Raw genomic sequence first — 16,446 nt, 5'->3', positions numbered from 1 at the left:
CGACGGGCTGAACGACCGGTGCGCCAAGCTGCTCGCGGCCGACGGTGACGTGGCGGGCATGTCGCGCCTCGACGGCTGGGCCGGCGACGCGGCGACGGCCGCGCGAGTTCGCGGCACCGCGCTGACCACACGGCTCGAACAGCTGGTCGCCGAAGCGTCCGCCATGCGCCGCGCACGAGACGCAGCCGGCCGTCGAACGCCTCAGCGCCGACGTCCGCGACACCGACGAGCTGGCCGCGCGCAACGGGTTCGCCATCGACGACGGTGGCTCGATCAGCACCGTGCCCGGTCCGGCTGCCGTTCGCGGCGACCGGATCCGCGTCGAGCAGATCCTCCGCCAGGCGGCGGACGTCGACGCCGGCTTCGCGGCCGTCCTCGCGCGCGCGGCGGACGGGGAGATCACCGACCAGGACGCCACTTCGCTCGCGCAGGCGGCCGACGCGGGGGCCGTGCAGAGCGACAACCGCGCGTGGTGGGACAGCCTGTCGGTCACCACGCAGGGTGCGATCCTGCGTGACGCCCCGGACCTCGTCCGCAACCTCGACGGCGTGCCCGTCACGGACCGCGAAGCCGCCAACCGCCTTGTCCTGCAACGGGAAATCGCACGGCTGCAGAAGGACCCGGGCGACGCCGCGAACTCGAAGCTGCGTGGTCTGAACGACATCGGCACCCGCCTGGCCGCGACCGGGCCCGGGAAACCGCGGGCGTATCTGGTGCAGCTCGACACCGGCGGTGACGGCAAAGCCGTGCTCGCCGCGGGAAACCCCGGCACGGCCACCGACGTCGCCACCTACGTGCCCGGCACCGGCACTGAACTCGGGAAGATCGGCGGTGACCTCAGCCGGTCGGACAAGATGTGGTAGTCGGCGACGATGGCGGGCTCGCCGGCCCCGTCCGTGAACACCTGGGTCGGCTACGACGCGCCCGGCGAACTGTGGGACGCCGCCAGTGAAAGCTATGCGGACAACGGGAAAGCCGGCCTGTCGAGGTTCGAAGACGGCCTGCGCGCTTCGCACGGCGGCTCGCAGTCGCACAACACCATGCTCGGCCACAGCTACGGCACCACCGTCGTCGGCCACGCCGCGCGCGACGGCGGCCTCAACGCCGACGACCTCGTCTTCGTCGCGAGCCCGGGTGCCGGCGTCGACCCGCGAACCAGCTGCACCTCGACGGCGTCCCGCAGGGCCAGGCGGCCCAGCACGTGCACTCGACCCTCGCCGAGCACGACCTGATCAAGATCGCCAACGTCGGCCTCCCCGGCCACGACGTCGCGCTCGGCCCCGACCCGGCCGGCTCCGGCTTCGGCTGGCAGGTCTTCGAATCCGCGCCGGGCACGAAGGGCCTGTGGTACGAGGGCGGGCTCTCCGGCGCGTCGCATAGCGAGTACTGCGAAGACGGCAGTCCCTCGCTGCGCAGGTTCGGCCGCATCATCGCGGGGAAACCGGGGTGAGCCGCGGCCGGGCGCTCGCCGCCCTCGCCGTCCTGCTGACCACTGTCGCCTGATCCCCCCGGCGGTGGGACCATGGAATCCACGATCACCGAGAAACAGGCCCACGACCGGGTCGAGGACTACGTGCGCGAAGCGTTCGCGGCGCCGCCGGCCCCTGCGTCGCGCACCTTGTTCTCCCAGAACCGCGCGGAGCGCACCGACCCGACCGACGGCGGCCCGCCCGGACGGTTCGAGATCTCCGTGACCTACGCGATCACCGGTCTGGCGGTGGCTTCGTTCGGCGAGCAGTTCGACGCCGTCGTCACCTGGTGGCGTTCGCACGGCTCCACCGTGGTCACCGACAAGCGGCCCGGCGGCCAGTACGTGTTCGCGCGCAACACCTCCGACAGCTTCGACATGTCGATCCAGGCCGACGACCTCGGCAAGCTGTACCTCGGTGCGACCTCTCCGCGCGTCTGGCCGAACGGCGTCCCGGACGCGGCGCCGGCCCGGGAACGCGTCGAAGAGCCGGAGGACATGCCGGCGGCCGAAGCGCCGAAACCGCGCCCGCGCCGGGCGCCCGGGGACGAAGAGGACTTCGGCGAGACGAACTGGTCGGACGGCGGCGCGGCGTACTGATCCGGGCTAGAGTGGACTCGTCGGTCCAGACGGCTCGGGAGGACACGTGACCCGCACGCTCACCAGCAAGGGTGCCGCGACGCGGCAGCGGATCGTCGAAGGCGCCGCGGCGGAGATCCGCGACCGCGGAGTGCTCGCGACGACGCTCGACGACGTCCGCGCGCGCACCGGCACGAGCAAGAGCCAGCTGTTCCACTACTTTCCGGACGGCAAGGAGCAGCTGCTACTGGCTGTCGCCGAGTTCGAAGCCGAGCAGGTGCTCGGGTCGCAGCAGCCGTACCTGCGAGCGCTGCACACGTGGGCCGACTGGCGGGCCTGGCGCGACACCGTGGTCGCGCACTACACCGAGCAGGGCCAGCACTGCCCGCTCAACGTCGTGATGTCGCAGATCGGCCGCAACACGCCGGGCGCGCAGGCCGTGTCGACGCAGCTGATGGAGCGCTGGCTGGGGGAGCTGGCCACGGGGATCCGGCACCTGCAGGCGATCGGCGAGGTTGGGGCGTCGATCGATGCTGACCGCGCGGCGTCGGCGCTGCTGGCGGGCTTGCAGGGCGGCGTGCTCATGCTGCTGTCCACGGGCTCTTCCGCGCACCTGGAAGCCGCGCTGGACGTGGCGATCGAGAACCTGCGCGCCAGTGCGGGCCGGTAGCCGCGGGTATTCTGGCGGAGTGGACACAGCCGTGGTGACGCCGGATCCCGGTGTGGTGAAGGCATTGCGCGCGCTGGCCAACCCCGTGCGGCTGCAGCTGCTCGCGTGGCTGCGAGATCCCGAACAGCACTTCCCGCTCGACAACGGTGTGAACGAAGCCGGTGTGTGCGTGAGTCATCTCCAAGCCAAGGCCGGGCTGGCGCAGTCGACCGTGTCGGCGTACCTCGCGGAGCTCGAACGAGCCGGGCTCGTCCGGTCGACGCGCGTGGGCAAGTGGACCCACTACAAGCGCGACGAAGACCGCATCGCCGAGCTGGTCGCTTCGCTCGGCCAGACGTTGTAGTCCCCCCGCTACTGCTCCCCACCTGCACGGTTGCCCATCAAATCGTAATTCTGCGATACTTCGATACGTGAAGACTGAGATGGGGAAGTTCGGGATCTGGACGTTCGACTTCGAGCACCAGCCCGCGGCGCTGGTCCGCGACTCCGTGCAGAGCTGGAGGAACGGGGGTGGCCCGCGGTCTGGATCCCGGAGCTGCTGGGCCGCGAAGCGCTGACGCATGCGGGGTTCCTGCTCGCTTCCGCCAGCCGGCTGCGGGTGGTCAACGGCATCGCGCAGATCTGGTCGCGCGACGCGCGGTCGGCCCGAGGCGCCGCGTGCCTGCTGGCCGACGCCTACCCGGGCCGGCACGTGCTCGGCCTCGGGTTCGGCGGGGCGCGGCCGGACGTCAAACCGCTGGCCGCCATGGCCGCCTACCTCGACGAGATGGACGCGGTCGAGACGCCGAACCCGGCGCCGGCGCAGCCGATCCGCCGGATCCTGGCGGCCTACGGGCCCAAGATGCTGGAACTCGCGCGTGACAAGGCCGACGGTGCGCACGCCTACCACGTGACCGTGGGCCACACCGCGCAAGCGCGCGAGATCCTCGGCTCGGACGCGTTCCTCGGTGTGGAGCACGCGGTGCTGCTCGAAACCGACGCCGACCGGGCCCGCGCGGTCGCCCGCGAGCACCTGGAGCGGTACCTGACGTCGAAGTACAACGTCGCGAAGTTCCGCCGGCTGGGCTACTCCGAAGCCGACTTCGTGAACGGCGGCAGCGACCGGCTCGTCGACGACCTCGTGTTCTGGGGCGACGTCGACACCGTCGCCGCGAAGCTGCGCGGGCACCTCGATGCCGGGGCGGACCACGTCGGCGTGCAGGTGATCGGGACCCCACCGGGGGCCACGGCGATGCCGCACTGGCGCCGACTCGGGGAAGCGCTGGTCGCACAGGGGTAGGAACGCCGCAGGCCGGCTCACCGGAGGAATTCGGTGAGCCGGCCCTGCGCGACCCGGTTACCCGGGGTCTGTGACGAGAATCAGGCGTTCTTGATGGCCGAGATCTCGAACTCGAGGGTGACCTTGTCGGACACCAGCACGCCGCCGGTCTCGAGCGCGGCGTTCCAGGTGATGCCGTAGTCCTTGCGGGAGATCGTGGTGGAGCCTTCGAAGCCCACGCGGTCGTTGCCGAACGGGTCCTTCGCCGAGCCCTCGAAGTCGAACGGGATCGTGATGGTCCGCGTGACGTCCTTGATGGTCAGGTCGCCGGTCACGTCGAAGCTGGCGTCGCCGGTCTGGGTGATCCCGGTGGACACGAACTTGATCTCCGGGTACTCGTCCATCGACAGGAAGTCGTTGCTGCGCAGGTGACCGTCGCGGTCAGCGTTGCGGGTGTCGATGCTGTGCGCCTTGATGGTGACGGTGGCGCTCGACTTGGCCGGCTCGTCGCCGTTCACGGAGAAGGTGCCGTCGAACTCGTTGAAAGCACCGCGGACCTTCGTCACCATCGCGTGGCGGGCGACGAAGCCGATGCGGCTGTGGGCGGTGTCAATGGTGTACTCGCCGGTCAGCTGCGGGTACGTGGTGGTCGCGCTGGTCATGTTCTCTCTTCCTCCGGGGCTCGCTCCCCCAACCACTTGGTTGAGGGCTCAACTGAACACTAACGCATCAAACGTGATTGCGCGAGCAAGTATTCCGGTAGACTACTCGTGTGGTGGACAGGGCCCCGTTGAGCGGGGAAGAAGAGGCCGTGTGGCGACCGCTGACGCGGATCATCACCGTGCTGCCGAGGGTGCTGGAAGATCAGTTCGTGAACGAGACCGGCGTCTCGATGACCGACTACACCGTGCTGGTGTCGCTGTCCGAGGCCGCCGAGGGGTGGCTGCGGCTCACCGACCTGGCCAAGGCCACGGCGCTGTCGCTGAGCCGTATCAGCCGGGTCGTCGACAGCCTCGTCAAGCGCGGCCTCGTGGAGAAGGTCAAGTGCGAGAGCGACGGGCGCGCGGCCAACGCGCGGCTCACCGAAGCGGGCCAGACGAAGCTCAAGGCCGCGTACCCCGGGCACCTCGAGCGCGTGCGGTCGCACCTGTTCGACCACCTGAGCCCCGAGGAGGTCCGCGGCGCGGGCCCGATCCTCGCCCGGCTGGCCGCCGCCCTGGAGCCGCCGGGGCAGCAGTGCCCGGAGTGAACCTTCGACGAAAGTGGTGACATGACCGCCGACAGTGCCGCAACTGCCGACAGTGCCGAGAACGCAGAGAGGGGCGAGTTCAAGCGCGACACGAACTACCTCGCCGACCGCATCACCGCCGACGGCCGTGACGGCTGGCCCGTGGAGCCCGGCCGCTACCGGCTCGTGATCGCCCGCGCCTGCCCGTGGGCGAACCGCGCCGCCATCGTGCGCCGCCTGCTGGGCCTCGAGGGCGTGCTGTCGATGGGCATCTGCGGGCCGACGCACGACCAGCGCAGCTGGACGTTCGACCTCGATCCCGGCGGGCGCGACCCCGTACTGGGCATCGAGCGGCTGCAGGAGGCCTTCTTCAAGCGCGACCCGCAGTACCCGCGCGGCATCACCGTGCCGGCGATCGTCGACATCCCGACCGGTCGGGTCGTGACCAACGACTTCAAGCAGATGACGATCGACCTGTCGCTCGAGTGGCGGGCGTACCACCGCGAGGGCGCGCCCGACCTGTATCCGGAGCCGCTGCGCGACGAGATCGACGACGTCGCGGAGAAGGTGTTCCGCGACGTCAACAACGGCGTGTACAAGGCCGGCTTCGCGACGACACAGGCCGCGTACGAAGCGGCGTACACGAAGCTGTTCGACCGGCTCGACTGGCTTTCGGAGCGGCTTTCGACCCAGCGCTACCTCGTCGGCGACACCATCACGGAGGCCGACGTCCGCCTGTTCACCACGCTCGTCCGCTTCGACGCGGTGTACCACGGCCACTTCAAGTGCAACCGGCAGAAGCTCACCGAACTGCCGGTGCTGTGGGCCTACACGCGCGACCTGTTCCAGACGCCGGGCTTCGGCGACACCACCGACTTCGACCAGATCAAGGAGCACTACTACGTGGTGCACCGCTCGATCAACCCGACGGGCATCATCCCCGCGGGGCCGGACCCGTCGGGCTGGCTGACGCCCCACGGCCGCGAGGAACTGGGCGGCCGGCCGTTCGGCGACGGCACGCCGCCCGGGCCGCCGGCCACGGGGGAGCGGGTGCCGGCGCTCGTCGCGTAGCCCGGTTCGCCGCTGCGGACACGCACGAGGGCGCCCCCGGCCGGTGGTTTTCCCGCCTGGCCGGGGAGGCTCCGGGCAGTGCCGCCGGGCGATTGTTCGCGCCGAGGTGCCGGACATCGCGTGTGCGGCTTTTCCTCGCCGCGCGCTCATTCGCCGGTTGCCGGGCGAAAGCGATGACGTCCCCGGTGCCGCGCAAGCCGCGGCACCGGAGGGTTTTCCGTTACACCGCAACCCGTCCGCCGTCGACCGGCAGCACGGCGCCGTGGATGAAGCTCGCGCCGCCAGTGATGAGGAAGACGATCGCCGCGGCGATCTCGTCCGGGGTGGCGGGCCGGCCCGCGGGGGCGAGGGACGCGAGGTTGTCCAGGCCCTCGCCCATGTCCGCCGTGCCTTCGGTGCGGGTCGGACCGGGGCTCACGGCGTTGACGCGGACGCCGCTGGGGCCGTACTCCGCCGACCACGACTTGGTCAGCAGCTCCAGTGCGGCCTTGCTGGAGCCGTACAGGCCCATCCCCGCGGCACCGAACTCCGCGACCATGGTGGACACGTTGACGATGGATCCCTTGCCCCGCTTGGCCATCGCGGGCGCGAGGGCCGCGACGAGGAAGTACGGGGCCTTCACATTCAGCGAGTACACCGAGTCGAAGTCCGGCTCCGTGGTCTCCGCCGTCGGCCCGAAGGGGAAGATCCCCGCGCTGTTGACGAGGACGTCGACGTGGCCGGTGACCGCGAGGGCGCGCGAAGCGAGGTCCCGCGCCGATTCCGCGTCCGCGAGGTCGGACGCGAGGAACGCGCCCTGCCCGCCCGCCGCGACGATCTCCTGCACCACCCGCTCACCGCGGCCCGCGTCGCGGCCGCTCACCAGCACATGGGCGCCGAGCTTGGCGAGCGCCACCGCGGTCGCGCGGCCGATGCCGCTCGTCGCGCCGGTGACGAGCGCCGTGGTTCCCGACAGTTCTGCTGTCATGGTCATCTCCCGAATCCGGTCGCGCCGAGGTGCGCGGCCGACTCGTTCAAGCGCTTCCTCACGAAAAGCCTTCCGACCTGGCGATACGTGCGGCTTATAGCGGTTATAAGGCGTCCAGAGCCGCCACGAGGTGCCCGAGGTCGCGCCGGTGCGACGAGGCCGGCCACGCCGCCCACGTGCGGCGCACGAGCGGCGAGCCGGCGAGTGGGCACCAGGCCACCTGTTCGGGCAAGGGCAGCGCCCAGTTCGGTGGTGCGAGCGTGAACGCGCCACCCGCGCTCACGGCGGCGAACTTCAGCTCGGCGATGAGCGCCGGGCTCGCGGCCGGTTCGGGGCCGACTTCCAGACCGTGGGAGCGGAAGATGGCGACGATCTCGTCGTACCAGGCCGGGCTGCCTTCGCGCGGGAAGCCGATCCACGTCAGCCCGGCCAGCGCGTCGAGCCGGACACCGCCGGGCCCGGCGAGGTTTTCGGCGTCCTCCTTCGACAGCAGCACACGAGCTTCTCCTCCAGCACCGGCATCGCGTCGAGCTCCGGGCCGACGGGGCGCTCGCGCAGCAGCCCGAGGTCCAGCTCACCGTCTCGGAGCAGGTCGAGCTGGCCGGTCGTCGCCGCGTGCACGACCTGCACCCGCGTGTCGGGGAACGCGCCGGCCAGGTCGGCGAGCGCGCGCGAGAGCAGGTTCGGCGGCAGCTCCAGCGGGATCCCGATGCGCAGCAGGGTGCTGCCGGTGACGTGCCGCGCCACGGCCGCCACCGCCTGATCGTGCCGCGCGAGCACGGCGCGCGCCTCGGTCAGCAGCGTCCGGCCGGCGTCGGTCGGCTGCACACCCGCGTTGCTGCGGACCAGCAGCTGCACCCCGAGCTGGCGCTCCAGCGCCTGCACGGTCTGCGACACCGCCGGCTGGCTCACGTGCAGCCGCCGGGCGGCCGCGGACAGCCCGCCCTCCTCGACGACCGCGACGAACGCCCGCATCTCCCGGATCTCCATGCCGCTCATCGCACCACGCCGCGGGGGCCCTCGTCAGCCGGCCTCGAGCACGATGCGCAGCAGCTCCTCGGGGGCGTCGCGCATCAGGTCGTGCTTGCCGTCCAGGGCGTGGACGTTCCACTGTGGATCGTCCTTGAGGCGGGTGCGTCGATTCGAACGGCGAACCACCGTCCCACACCTTCGCGTACACGTAGTCCCGCCTGCGGAACCTGCTGAGCTCACCCGACAGCCGGATGCCTTGCAGGAAGGACGCCAGCGGATGCGCCGATGCCCGGGCGTCGAAGAACGGCAGCGGCGGCACCGCGTGCCCGGTCTCGGCCACGCTCAGGTACCACTCGCGCTGCCGGTCGTCCGTGAGCATCCAGCACGACTCCCCGTTCCGCGGCACGAACGCGTCGACGTACACCAGCGCGTCCACGAGGTCCGGCACCCGGTCGGCCGCGCCGGTGATGACCATGCCGCCGTAGCTGTGCCCCACCAGCACCGCGTCCTCGACCCGTTCGGCCTCGAGCGCGCTGACCACGTCCTCGATCTGCGTGTCGAGGTTGACGCCCGCGTGCAGCAGGTGCCGCCGCTCGCTCAGGCCGGTCAGCGTCAGGGGGAGCACGCGGTGGTGGCGCTCGCGCAGCTCCCGCGGGAGGCGGTCGAAGCACCAGCCACCGTGGCAGGCCCCGGGGACGAGGACGTAGGTGGTCATGTCGACAACGCTGGGCAGGCGGGAGTGAGAAGTCCGAGAGCTGGTTCTTCCGCCGGCGAGAAGCGGCGGTTATCGAGCCATCGCCGCCAGCCCCTCGCGTGCGCTCGGGTACTGGGGCGCCCACCCGGTCGCGGAACGAAACGCGTGTTCCGCACCCGCAGCGACCGCGTCAGGGACGTGAGCCGGTCGCCGAAGAGGAGGGCAGCGGAACTCGGGCCGCGCAGCCACGGGCGGGCGCCGGCGGCCGAGGACAGTGCGTCGCTGAAGGCGCGTTCCGTCAGGGGCTCGTCGTCCACGATGTTGTAGGTGCCGGGCCGCGCGGTGAGTGCTGCGACCACCGCCGCGCCGGCGTCGGCGACGTGGATGGTCGACAAGTAGCCCGTGGGCGGGCCGAGTTCGAGAACGAGGTGGCGGCGCGCCAGCGTGAGCAGTTGTTCGCTGTGCCTTGCCCCCGGGCCGTAGAACCAGCCGAACCGCAGCACGACTCCGCCGGTGGCGTTGGCTTCGGCGGCGAGGTTGCCCCGCGCCGCGGGGAAGCGGTCGACGGGCGTGTCCTCGTCGACCCAATCCGGGCCGCCGGCCCGGTACAGCAGGCACACGGACTCCTGCACCAGCTGACCCACTCCCGCCCGCCGGCACGCCTCCGCGACAGTGGCTGAGCCTTCCGTGCGGACGTGTTCGCAGCGGCGCCAAGCGCTGCGGAAGAGGAAGCGCGACATCGGCGGCAACGCGCTCGCCAGGTTCACCACCGCGTCGTGCCCGTCGAACCCGACCGCCAACCCGGCGGCGTCGAACAGCGAAACCCGCCCCGCGCGGCCAGCAGGGCCGCGGAAGCCGGCGTGCGGGCCAGTCCGGTCACGGTGTGGCCGGCACGTACCAGCGCCGTCACGGCGTGGCCGCCGACGGCGCCCGTGCCTCCGGTCACGAACACCTTCACCTGGCCACCGTAGCCCGTGTCAGCACCGTGTCAGCGCGAGCGCCGGGCAGTGTCAGCGCCGTGGGCGACGGTGGCTGCACCACGGAGAAACGGGGGCCACATGACCACCTCAGCCATCACGGCGACGGGCCTGCGCAAGGCTTACGGCGACCAGACGGTGCTCGACGGCATCGATCTCGACGTCACCGAAGGCAGCGTGTTCGCCCTGCTCGGGCCCAACGGCGCGGGCAAGACCACCACGGTCCGGATCCTGTCCACCTTGCTCACACCGGACGCCGGCGCGGTGCGCGTCGCGGGGCACGACCTCGCGGCCGACCCCGACGGCGTGCGGTCCGCCATCGGCGTCACGGGTCAGTTCTCGGCCGTCGACGACCTGCTGACGGGGGAGGAGAACCTGCGGCTGATGACCGACCTGCACCACCTCGGCAAGGCCGCCGGTCGCCGGCGCGTCACGGAGCTGCTGGCGCAGTTCGACCTGGTGGACGCGGGGCGCAAACTCGCCTCGACGTACTCCGGCGGCATGCGCCGGCGTCTGGACCTCGCGATGAGCCTCGTCGGTGTGCCGCGCATCATCTTCCTCGACGAGCCCACCACGGGACTCGACCCGCGCAGCCGCCGGACGATGTGGACGATCATCCGCGAGCTCGTCGCCGGCGGGGTCACGGTTTTCCTCACCACGCAGTACCTCGAGGAAGCCGACCAGCTGGCCGACCGGATCGCCGTGCTGGACCACGGCCGGCTCGTCGCGCAGGGCACCGCCGACGAGCTCAAGCGCCTCATCCCGGGCGGCCACGTGCGGCTGCGCTTCGACGACGTGCCCACGCTGTCCTCAGCCGCGTCGCTCTTCCCCTCGTCCACCCGCGACGACGACGCCCTGACCCTGCAGGTCCCCAGCGACGGCGGCGTCCAGTCGCTGCGCTCCCTGCTCGACAAGCTCGACTCGGCCCAGCTCGAGGTCGGCGAGCTGTCCGTCCACCTGCCCGACCTCGACGACGTCTTCCTCGCCCTCACCGAACGGAGTGCAGTCCGATGACCCACGCCCTGCGCGATTCCTCGACCATGTTGCGCCGCAACCTCAAGCACATGCTGCGCTACCCGTCGATGACGCTGATGCTGCTGCTCATGCCCGTCGTTTTCCTGCTGCTGTTCGTCTACGTCTTCGGCGGCACCCTGGGCGCCGGCCTCGGCGGCACCGGCGGCGGCCGCACGGCCTACCTCGAATACGTGACGCCCGGCATCATCCTCATGGCCGTGTGCGGCGCGGTCCAGGGCACGTCCATCTCCGTCGCCATGGACATGACCCAGGGCATCATCGCCCGCTTCCGCACCATGGCCATCAGCCGCGGGTCGGTGCTGACGGGCCACGTCCTCGGCAGCGTCATCCAGGCCCTGCTCTGCGTCGCGGTGATCCTCGCCATCGCCTTCGCCATCGGCTTCCGCACCGAAGCGAACTTCTTCCAGTGGCTGGGCGTCGCCGGCATGCTCCTGCTGCTCGCCTTCGCCCTGACGTGGCTGGACGGTGGCACTGGGTTTGGTCACCAAGAGCGTCGAAACGGCCTCCAACCTCCCCATGCCCCTCATCCTCCTCCCCTTTCTCGGCAGCGGCTTCGTCCCCACCGACTCCATGCCCACGGCCCTGCGCTGGTTCGCCGAATACCAACCCTTCACCCCCGTCATGGAAACCCTCCGCGCCCTACTCCACGGCACGACGACGAGCACTACCACCGTCACGCTTGCCATCGCGTGGTGTGCGGCGATTTCGATGGGCGGGTATTTCTGGGCACGGAAACTGTTCGAACGCAATATCGTGCGGTAGAACGACGTCCACTCAACCACGCGAAAACGCACCGACAACTACACGAGGGGAACCACCCAGACCTCCCCGCCCCCGATCCCCAGCCTCTTCTACGGGACTCACCTTGTGTCAAGGTACGCTTTCCCGCCTTGACACAAGGTGAGTCCCGTAGATCGATGGATAGATGGGGGCCGTTCCCTGGGATCTGAATTCCCGAAGGGAATTCTCTCGCCTTCGGCTAAAAGATTTCTCCTTCGGCGAAAAGAGTAAACTTGGGACGCTCCCCGAAGCCCAATTGTGACTGCGGTTCGGGGCCTCTTGTCAAGGCGGGAAAGCGTACCTTGACAAGAGGCCCCGAACCGCGTTCTGGCTTCGTATCGGGGAGCAGGGCAGGGGCTGCTCGGTCACTCCGTCCGTACCGTTGCCGGCTGCCTGCTGCTTAGATGGGGGTAGGTGGCACCGGGTGGATGGTTGCTTCGGCTGGTCGGTCGGTCGGTTGGTCGGTGCGTTGGTGTCCCTGCCGGCTGTCTGTTGCGCTGATGCGAGTGTGTGGCGTCGGGTGGATGATTGTTTCAGCTGGGCGGTCGATCGCTGCCTCCGTGTCCTTGCCGGTTGTCTGTTCCGCAGGTGGCACCGGGTGGATGGTTGTTTCGGCGGGCTGGTCGGTCGGTCCCTTCGTCCGTGCCATTGTCCGTCGTCTATTGCGCAGATGCGAGTGCGTGGCGTCGGGCGGAGGGGTGCTTCACGGGCTCGTGGCCACTTCGTCCTAGTCGTTGCCGGCTGCCTGCTGCGCAATTAGTGGTGGGTGCCACTGCGTGGATCGTTGTTTCAGCGGGTCAGCCCATCCCTTTGTTCGTGCCATATCCGGCTGTCTGCTGTGCAAATAGGCGCAGGTGCCACCAATCACTTGGTCACTTCAACAGCCCGGCCGGCAACTCCGCATCCCCTCGCCTGCTCCGCACGCGAAAAAGACCTTCCCCAACCAAATGCTCAACTCAACCCAGCACCACATCAATCACCCGCCGCAGTTCGTCCGTCTCCAGTGGCTGCGCCGTTTCAACCTCTCGAGCCGTCGCCACCGCATCAGGCAGACTCAAATCCGGCCCACCACGCAGCACCTCCGCCGTAGCCATCAACCGGGCGGCTTCCTCGCCCATCCCGACCCGCAAGGCGTGATCGGCCACCGCGACGACAGCATGCGCCAGATAAACCACATCTCCGCCCGCGGTCGTCAGCTCGAAGACTTCGCGCCGCATCGTGGCCGCGGCGTCGAGGTCGCCGGCGTCGGCCGCCAAGAAACCGCGGAGCTGCAACAGCATCGCGCGGAACAGGGGGTGCAGCGACAGGTGCCGAACCAGGCCCTCTGCCCGGTCCAGCTCCGCGCCGGCGACCTCAGGCTCGCCACGCCACCGCGCCAAATCTCCTCTGGCCAGGGCCAACCCGGCCAGCGCGTCCGGGAACGCCACCGCCGCCGCGTCGCGGTCCGCTGCCGCGAGTTCGGCGTTCGTCGCCGGCACGTCACCCATCAGCCAGTACAGCTGAGCCAGGCGGGCGCGTACCCACAGCACGTCTTCGAGCGTCCCGATCTCCGTGACGACGTGGATCGCCTCACGGTACTGGTCGGTGGCGCGGTGGAAGTCGCCGCGGCGGGCGGTGAGTTCGGCGAGGTTGGTGAGGGCGAGGGAGAGGCCCCAGCGTTCGCCGCTCAGGCGGAACAACCGCACGGACTCCTCGGCGTCGGCTTCGGCGGCAGCGTGGCCGTGGCCCAGGTTGAGCTGCAGGCGGAAGCGATTCTGGTAGGCCTGGGCGCGGATCCACGGGTCCTCGTCGGCGACGAGTTCGTCCAGCGCCTCGATCCGCGGGCGCGCACCGGTGCGGCCGCTGGACAGCAGTTCCTGCAAGGGCAGCATGAAGCGCAGCAGCGGGTGGTGGTGCTCGGCGCCGGCCGACAGCTCGACCGCCGCGCGCGTCCACTCGTCGGCCATGCTGTCGTCGGCGATGCCGGCCGTCACGAACAGCACGGCGAACGCGTTCGCCGCCGCGCGGTGGTTCACGTCCGCCTCGCCCGGCACGCCGAGCGCCGCCACGATCAGCTCCTGACCCTCGGCCTTGTGACCCCCGAGCAGCCAGTACCAGCCGGCGGCGACCACGAGCCGCAGCGCCGTGGCCGCATCACCGGCCGCGATGCTGCCGCGCACCGCGGCCGTCAGGTTGCCGTGGTCGGCCGCCAGCCGGACCAGCCACTCCAGCTGTTCGGCGCGGCGCAGGTGCGGGTCGGCCGTTTCCGCGAACTGGGCGAACCACTCCGCGTGCGCGCGCCGGACCTGCTCGCGTTCGCCGGCGTCGTCGAGGCGCTCGAAGGCGTAGGCCTTGATCGTCTCCAGCATGCCGTAGCGCGGTTCGACGGAGTCCGACACGACCAGCAGCGATTTGTCGACGAGCGCCATCAGCAGGTCGGGCGCGTCCTCGACGCCGGACACCGCGGCCGCCGCTTCCGCCGTGGCGCCGCCGGAGAAGAAGGCGAGGCGGCGCAGCAGCGTGCGCTCGGCGTCCGACAGCAGTTCCCAGCTCCAGTCGACGACCGCGCGCAACGTCCGGTGCCGCGGCAGCGCCGTGCGGCTGCCGCCCGTCAGCAGGCGGAAACGGTCGTCGAGGCGCGCAGCCAGCTGCGGCACGGTAAGCGATCGCAGCCGCGCCGCCGCCAGCTCCACGGCCAGCGGCATGCCGTCGAGCGCGCGGCAGATCCGCGTGACGGCGCCGACCGTCGACGGGTCCACCTCGAACCCCGGGCGCACCGCGGCCGCGCGGTCGGCCAGCAGCCGCACCGACGCGCACGCCATCGCCTCCGGCACGCTCGCCCCTTCCGGCGGCAGCGCCAGCGGCTCGACGGGCCACAGCGCCTCGCCCGTCACGGCCAGGGGTTCGCGGCTCGTCGCGAGGATGCGCAGCCGCGGGCACTCGCCCAGCAGCCGTTCGGCCAGCTCGGCCGCCGCGTCGATCACGTGCTCGCAGTTGTCCAGCACCAGCAGGGCCTCGCGGCCGCGCAGCGCCTGCACGGCCCGTTCGGCCGACGTGGCGCCGCCGCCGAAGCTCAGCTGGCCCTGCTCCCGCGCGTCGAGCGCGGTGACCACGGCCTGCGCGACGTCGGCACCGTCGGTGATCGGGGCGAGCTCGACGAGCCAGGTGTCCCCGGTGGTCTGATCGAGCAGCGTGCGCGCGGTTTCCGTGGCCAGCCGCGTCTTCCCGGCGCCACCCGGCCCGGTCAACGTCGTGAGCCTGTACTCGGCCACGAGCTTGCCGACCTGGGCGACGTCCGCGTCCCGGCCGACGAAACTCGTCAGCCCGGCGCGCAGGTTGGTGCGCACCTCTTCCGGCACGGTGTCCACAGTGGAGTCACGCAGGATCGCCGTGTGCACCGCGGAAACCTGCGCCGACGGATCCGCGCCGAGCTCCTCGACGAGCGCCTTGCGCAGCCGCTCGTAGACGGTCAGCGCCTCCGCCGGCCGCCCGGCCGCGTGCAACGCCCGCATCAGCGCGGCGGCCAGCCGCTCGCGCAGCGGGTGCTCCTGCAGCAGCGCGGCGAGCTCACCCGTCAGCTCCTCACCGCGGCCCAGCCGCAGCACGGCCTCCGCGTGGTCCTCCACCGCGCTCAGCCGCAGTTCCGTCAACCGCGCGATCGGGCCCTGGAAGTACTCGCCGTCGGCCACGTCCACGAGCGCCGGCCCGCGCCACAGCTCCAGCGCCTCCCGCAGCGCCTCGGCGTCGCCCGTCCGCCGGCCCCGCGCCACCAGCTCCTCGAACCGCGCCACGTCGACCTCGGCCTCAAGCCGATACCCGACCGAGGTCGACTCCAGCGCCACCCCCGCCCGCCGCAACCGCGACACCAGGGCCTGCAAAGCGTTCGCCGTCGCGGGCGGCCGCTCGCCCCACACCGCGTCCACGAGCCGCCCGGCGGACACCTCCCGCCCGGCCTCGAGCGCCAACGCGCTCAGCAGCGCGCGCACCCGCGCGCCCGCCACTTCGACGGCCTCGCCCTCCCCGGTCCGTACCTCCAGGGGCCCCAGCAACCCGATCCGCACCGCCAGATTCTGCCGGACCTCGCGCCTGCTGTGCGTCAGGGAGATCCCGGATTTGCGCGGCGCTGACCCGCGGGACGCGCGCGGGCGGCTGGTGTGTCCGCGCTGACCTGCGAATATCGCGAACGCGCGTCCCCAGTCCGCAGCGTCGAAGCTGCTGCAGCACGGGCTTTGCCCGCGCCGGCCGGGCACCGACACCTCCGCCCTCGCGGGGCAGCCAGGCGCTGACCACGAAATCGAGGATGTCGCCGATACGGCCGGCCGCTCGTCGGACCGTGGCTTCTCCGATGCCACCTACCGTTCACGCGATCAGACTCCCAGCGCCAGCACGCGTTGTGGCCCGTCGGCAGCCCATTCCACGAACGCGGTGAACCACCGTGCCCCGGACGCCACGGCAACCACCGGGATCGACTCAATCGAATGCCGCACGCCCCGGCGATGCCGCGAGCATCATGGCCAGTGTCTGCGCAGGTCACCCACTCATCGAGGAGCAGCGCCCATCGCGATGAGCGCGGTCAGGCGCTCAAGCCCGGCACGGAACCAGCCGCGATGACGCGGCGGACTGGCTTCTCCCCCACGATCATGGTCCAGACACGCACATGATCAACCGAGACCATGCCACCCCCCCAGCCAGACCACAGACACCCCCCGCCCTCCCGAGGGGGCGTCCCCGAGTCCATTCTATCGGCGACCAACGACAAAACCGGCTC

Annotated in this window: 17 protein-coding genes and 3 pseudogenes; 11 read left to right on the top strand and 9 right to left on the bottom strand. The window is 70.9% G+C overall.

Annotated elements, in window-relative coordinates:
• Nucleotides 1-281 precede the first annotated feature (281 nt).
• From I6J71_RS49350 to I6J71_RS37350, 7 genes and pseudogenes are all read left to right on the top strand, one after another.
• The gene (locus tag I6J71_RS49350) at nt 282-863 is read left to right on the top strand and encodes a hypothetical protein (RefSeq protein WP_239154135.1); all 582 of its coding nucleotides are present in this window, start codon (nt 282-284) and stop codon (nt 861-863) included.
• A 9-nt stretch (nt 864-872) separates the two neighbouring features.
• On the top strand, nt 873-1,232 hold the full coding sequence (locus I6J71_RS49345) for an alpha/beta hydrolase (RefSeq protein WP_239154134.1): 360 nt from the start codon (nt 873-875) through the stop codon (nt 1,230-1,232).
• Nucleotides 1,202-1,450 (top strand): hypothetical protein, encoded by a 249-nt coding sequence (locus I6J71_RS49340; RefSeq protein WP_239154133.1) that lies wholly within the window; start codon nt 1,202-1,204, stop codon nt 1,448-1,450. The genes I6J71_RS49345 and I6J71_RS49340 overlap by 31 nt, the downstream gene beginning before the upstream one ends.
• Before the next feature lie 72 nt (nt 1,451-1,522).
• Nucleotides 1,523-2,068: a hypothetical protein gene (locus tag I6J71_RS37365; protein WP_204091165.1), complete on the top strand. Its 546-nt coding sequence runs from the start codon at nt 1,523-1,525 to the stop codon at nt 2,066-2,068.
• 46 nt (nt 2,069-2,114) lie between these two features.
• Complete coding sequence (locus I6J71_RS37360) at nt 2,115-2,717, top strand: TetR/AcrR family transcriptional regulator (RefSeq protein ID WP_204091164.1); 603 nt, start codon at nt 2,115-2,117, stop codon at nt 2,715-2,717.
• A gap of 19 nt (nt 2,718-2,736) precedes the next feature.
• Complete coding sequence (locus tag I6J71_RS37355) at nt 2,737-3,060, top strand: helix-turn-helix transcriptional regulator (RefSeq protein ID WP_204091163.1); 324 nt, start codon at nt 2,737-2,739, stop codon at nt 3,058-3,060.
• Between the two features lie 79 nt (nt 3,061-3,139).
• Nucleotides 3,140-3,996 (top strand): annotated as a pseudogene (locus I6J71_RS37350) (TIGR03620 family F420-dependent LLM class oxidoreductase).
• A gap of 80 nt (nt 3,997-4,076) precedes the next feature.
• On the opposite strand, the gene I6J71_RS37345 reads toward I6J71_RS37350, so the two are convergent.
• A complete protein-coding gene (locus I6J71_RS37345; protein WP_204091162.1) occupies nt 4,077-4,637 on the bottom strand; it encodes a YceI family protein in 561 nt (186 codons plus the stop codon).
• A 110-nt stretch (nt 4,638-4,747) separates the two neighbouring features.
• Between I6J71_RS37345 and I6J71_RS37340 the strand changes: the two genes are divergently transcribed.
• Both I6J71_RS37340 and I6J71_RS37335 read left to right on the top strand, forming a co-directional pair.
• Nucleotides 4,748-5,224 carry a MarR family winged helix-turn-helix transcriptional regulator gene (locus I6J71_RS37340; RefSeq protein ID WP_204091161.1) on the top strand — a complete coding sequence of 159 codons (477 nt, stop codon included), beginning with the start codon at nt 4,748-4,750 and terminating at the stop codon, nt 5,222-5,224.
• A 21-nt stretch (nt 5,225-5,245) separates the two neighbouring features.
• Nucleotides 5,246-6,274: a glutathione S-transferase family protein gene (locus I6J71_RS37335; protein WP_204091160.1), complete on the top strand. Its 1,029-nt coding sequence runs from the start codon at nt 5,246-5,248 to the stop codon at nt 6,272-6,274.
• A gap of 220 nt (nt 6,275-6,494) precedes the next feature.
• Here I6J71_RS37335 and I6J71_RS37330 read toward each other — a convergent pair whose 3' ends face one another.
• From I6J71_RS37330 to I6J71_RS37310, 7 genes and pseudogenes are all read right to left on the bottom strand, one after another.
• The gene (locus tag I6J71_RS37330; RefSeq protein ID WP_204091159.1) at nt 6,495-7,241 is read right to left on the bottom strand and encodes an SDR family NAD(P)-dependent oxidoreductase; all 747 of its coding nucleotides are present in this window, start codon (nt 7,239-7,241) and stop codon (nt 6,495-6,497) included.
• A 103-nt stretch (nt 7,242-7,344) separates the two neighbouring features.
• The gene (locus I6J71_RS49335) at nt 7,345-7,737 is read right to left on the bottom strand and encodes a LysR substrate-binding domain-containing protein (RefSeq protein WP_239154132.1); all 393 of its coding nucleotides are present in this window, start codon (nt 7,735-7,737) and stop codon (nt 7,345-7,347) included.
• A complete protein-coding gene (locus tag I6J71_RS49330) occupies nt 7,662-8,240 on the bottom strand; it encodes a LysR family transcriptional regulator (protein ID WP_239154131.1) in 579 nt (192 codons plus the stop codon). The genes I6J71_RS49335 and I6J71_RS49330 overlap by 76 nt, the downstream gene beginning before the upstream one ends.
• Nucleotides 8,241-8,264: 24 nt before the next feature.
• Nucleotides 8,265-8,399 (bottom strand): hypothetical protein, encoded by a 135-nt coding sequence (locus tag I6J71_RS50025; RefSeq protein ID WP_255570501.1) that lies wholly within the window; start codon nt 8,397-8,399, stop codon nt 8,265-8,267.
• 214 nt (nt 8,400-8,613) lie between these two features.
• Nucleotides 8,614-8,928 (bottom strand): annotated as a pseudogene (locus I6J71_RS49325) (alpha/beta fold hydrolase); the annotation flags it as partial.
• A complete protein-coding gene (locus I6J71_RS37315) occupies nt 8,925-9,707 on the bottom strand; it encodes an NAD(P)-dependent oxidoreductase (RefSeq protein WP_204091158.1) in 783 nt (260 codons plus the stop codon). The gene I6J71_RS37315 and the pseudogene I6J71_RS49325, both read right to left, overlap by 4 nt.
• The gene (locus tag I6J71_RS37310) at nt 9,671-9,865 is read right to left on the bottom strand and encodes an NAD-dependent epimerase/dehydratase family protein (protein WP_204091157.1); all 195 of its coding nucleotides are present in this window, start codon (nt 9,863-9,865) and stop codon (nt 9,671-9,673) included. Before I6J71_RS37310 ends, I6J71_RS37315 begins: the two co-directional genes overlap by 37 nt.
• Before the next feature lie 100 nt (nt 9,866-9,965).
• Between I6J71_RS37310 and I6J71_RS37305 the strand changes: the two genes are divergently transcribed.
• Nucleotides 9,966-10,898, top strand: coding sequence for an ATP-binding cassette domain-containing protein (locus tag I6J71_RS37305; protein ID WP_204091156.1), 933 nt, complete (start codon nt 9,966-9,968; stop codon nt 10,896-10,898).
• A pseudogene (locus tag I6J71_RS37300) lies at nt 10,895-11,681 on the top strand (ABC transporter permease). The gene I6J71_RS37305 and the pseudogene I6J71_RS37300 overlap by 4 nt, the downstream one beginning before the upstream one ends.
• Nucleotides 11,682-12,655: 974 nt before the next feature.
• Here I6J71_RS37300 and I6J71_RS37295 read toward each other — a convergent pair.
• Nucleotides 12,656-15,739 (bottom strand): BTAD domain-containing putative transcriptional regulator, encoded by a 3,084-nt coding sequence (locus I6J71_RS37295; RefSeq protein WP_204091155.1) that lies wholly within the window; start codon nt 15,737-15,739, stop codon nt 12,656-12,658.
• Nucleotides 15,740-16,446: the final 707 nt, after the last annotated feature.

This window comes from Amycolatopsis sp. FDAARGOS 1241, assembly GCF_016889705.1.
Classification (GTDB): Bacteria; Actinomycetota; Actinomycetes; order Mycobacteriales; family Pseudonocardiaceae; genus Amycolatopsis.
This window is presented reverse-complemented; position numbering and strand designations above follow the sequence as displayed.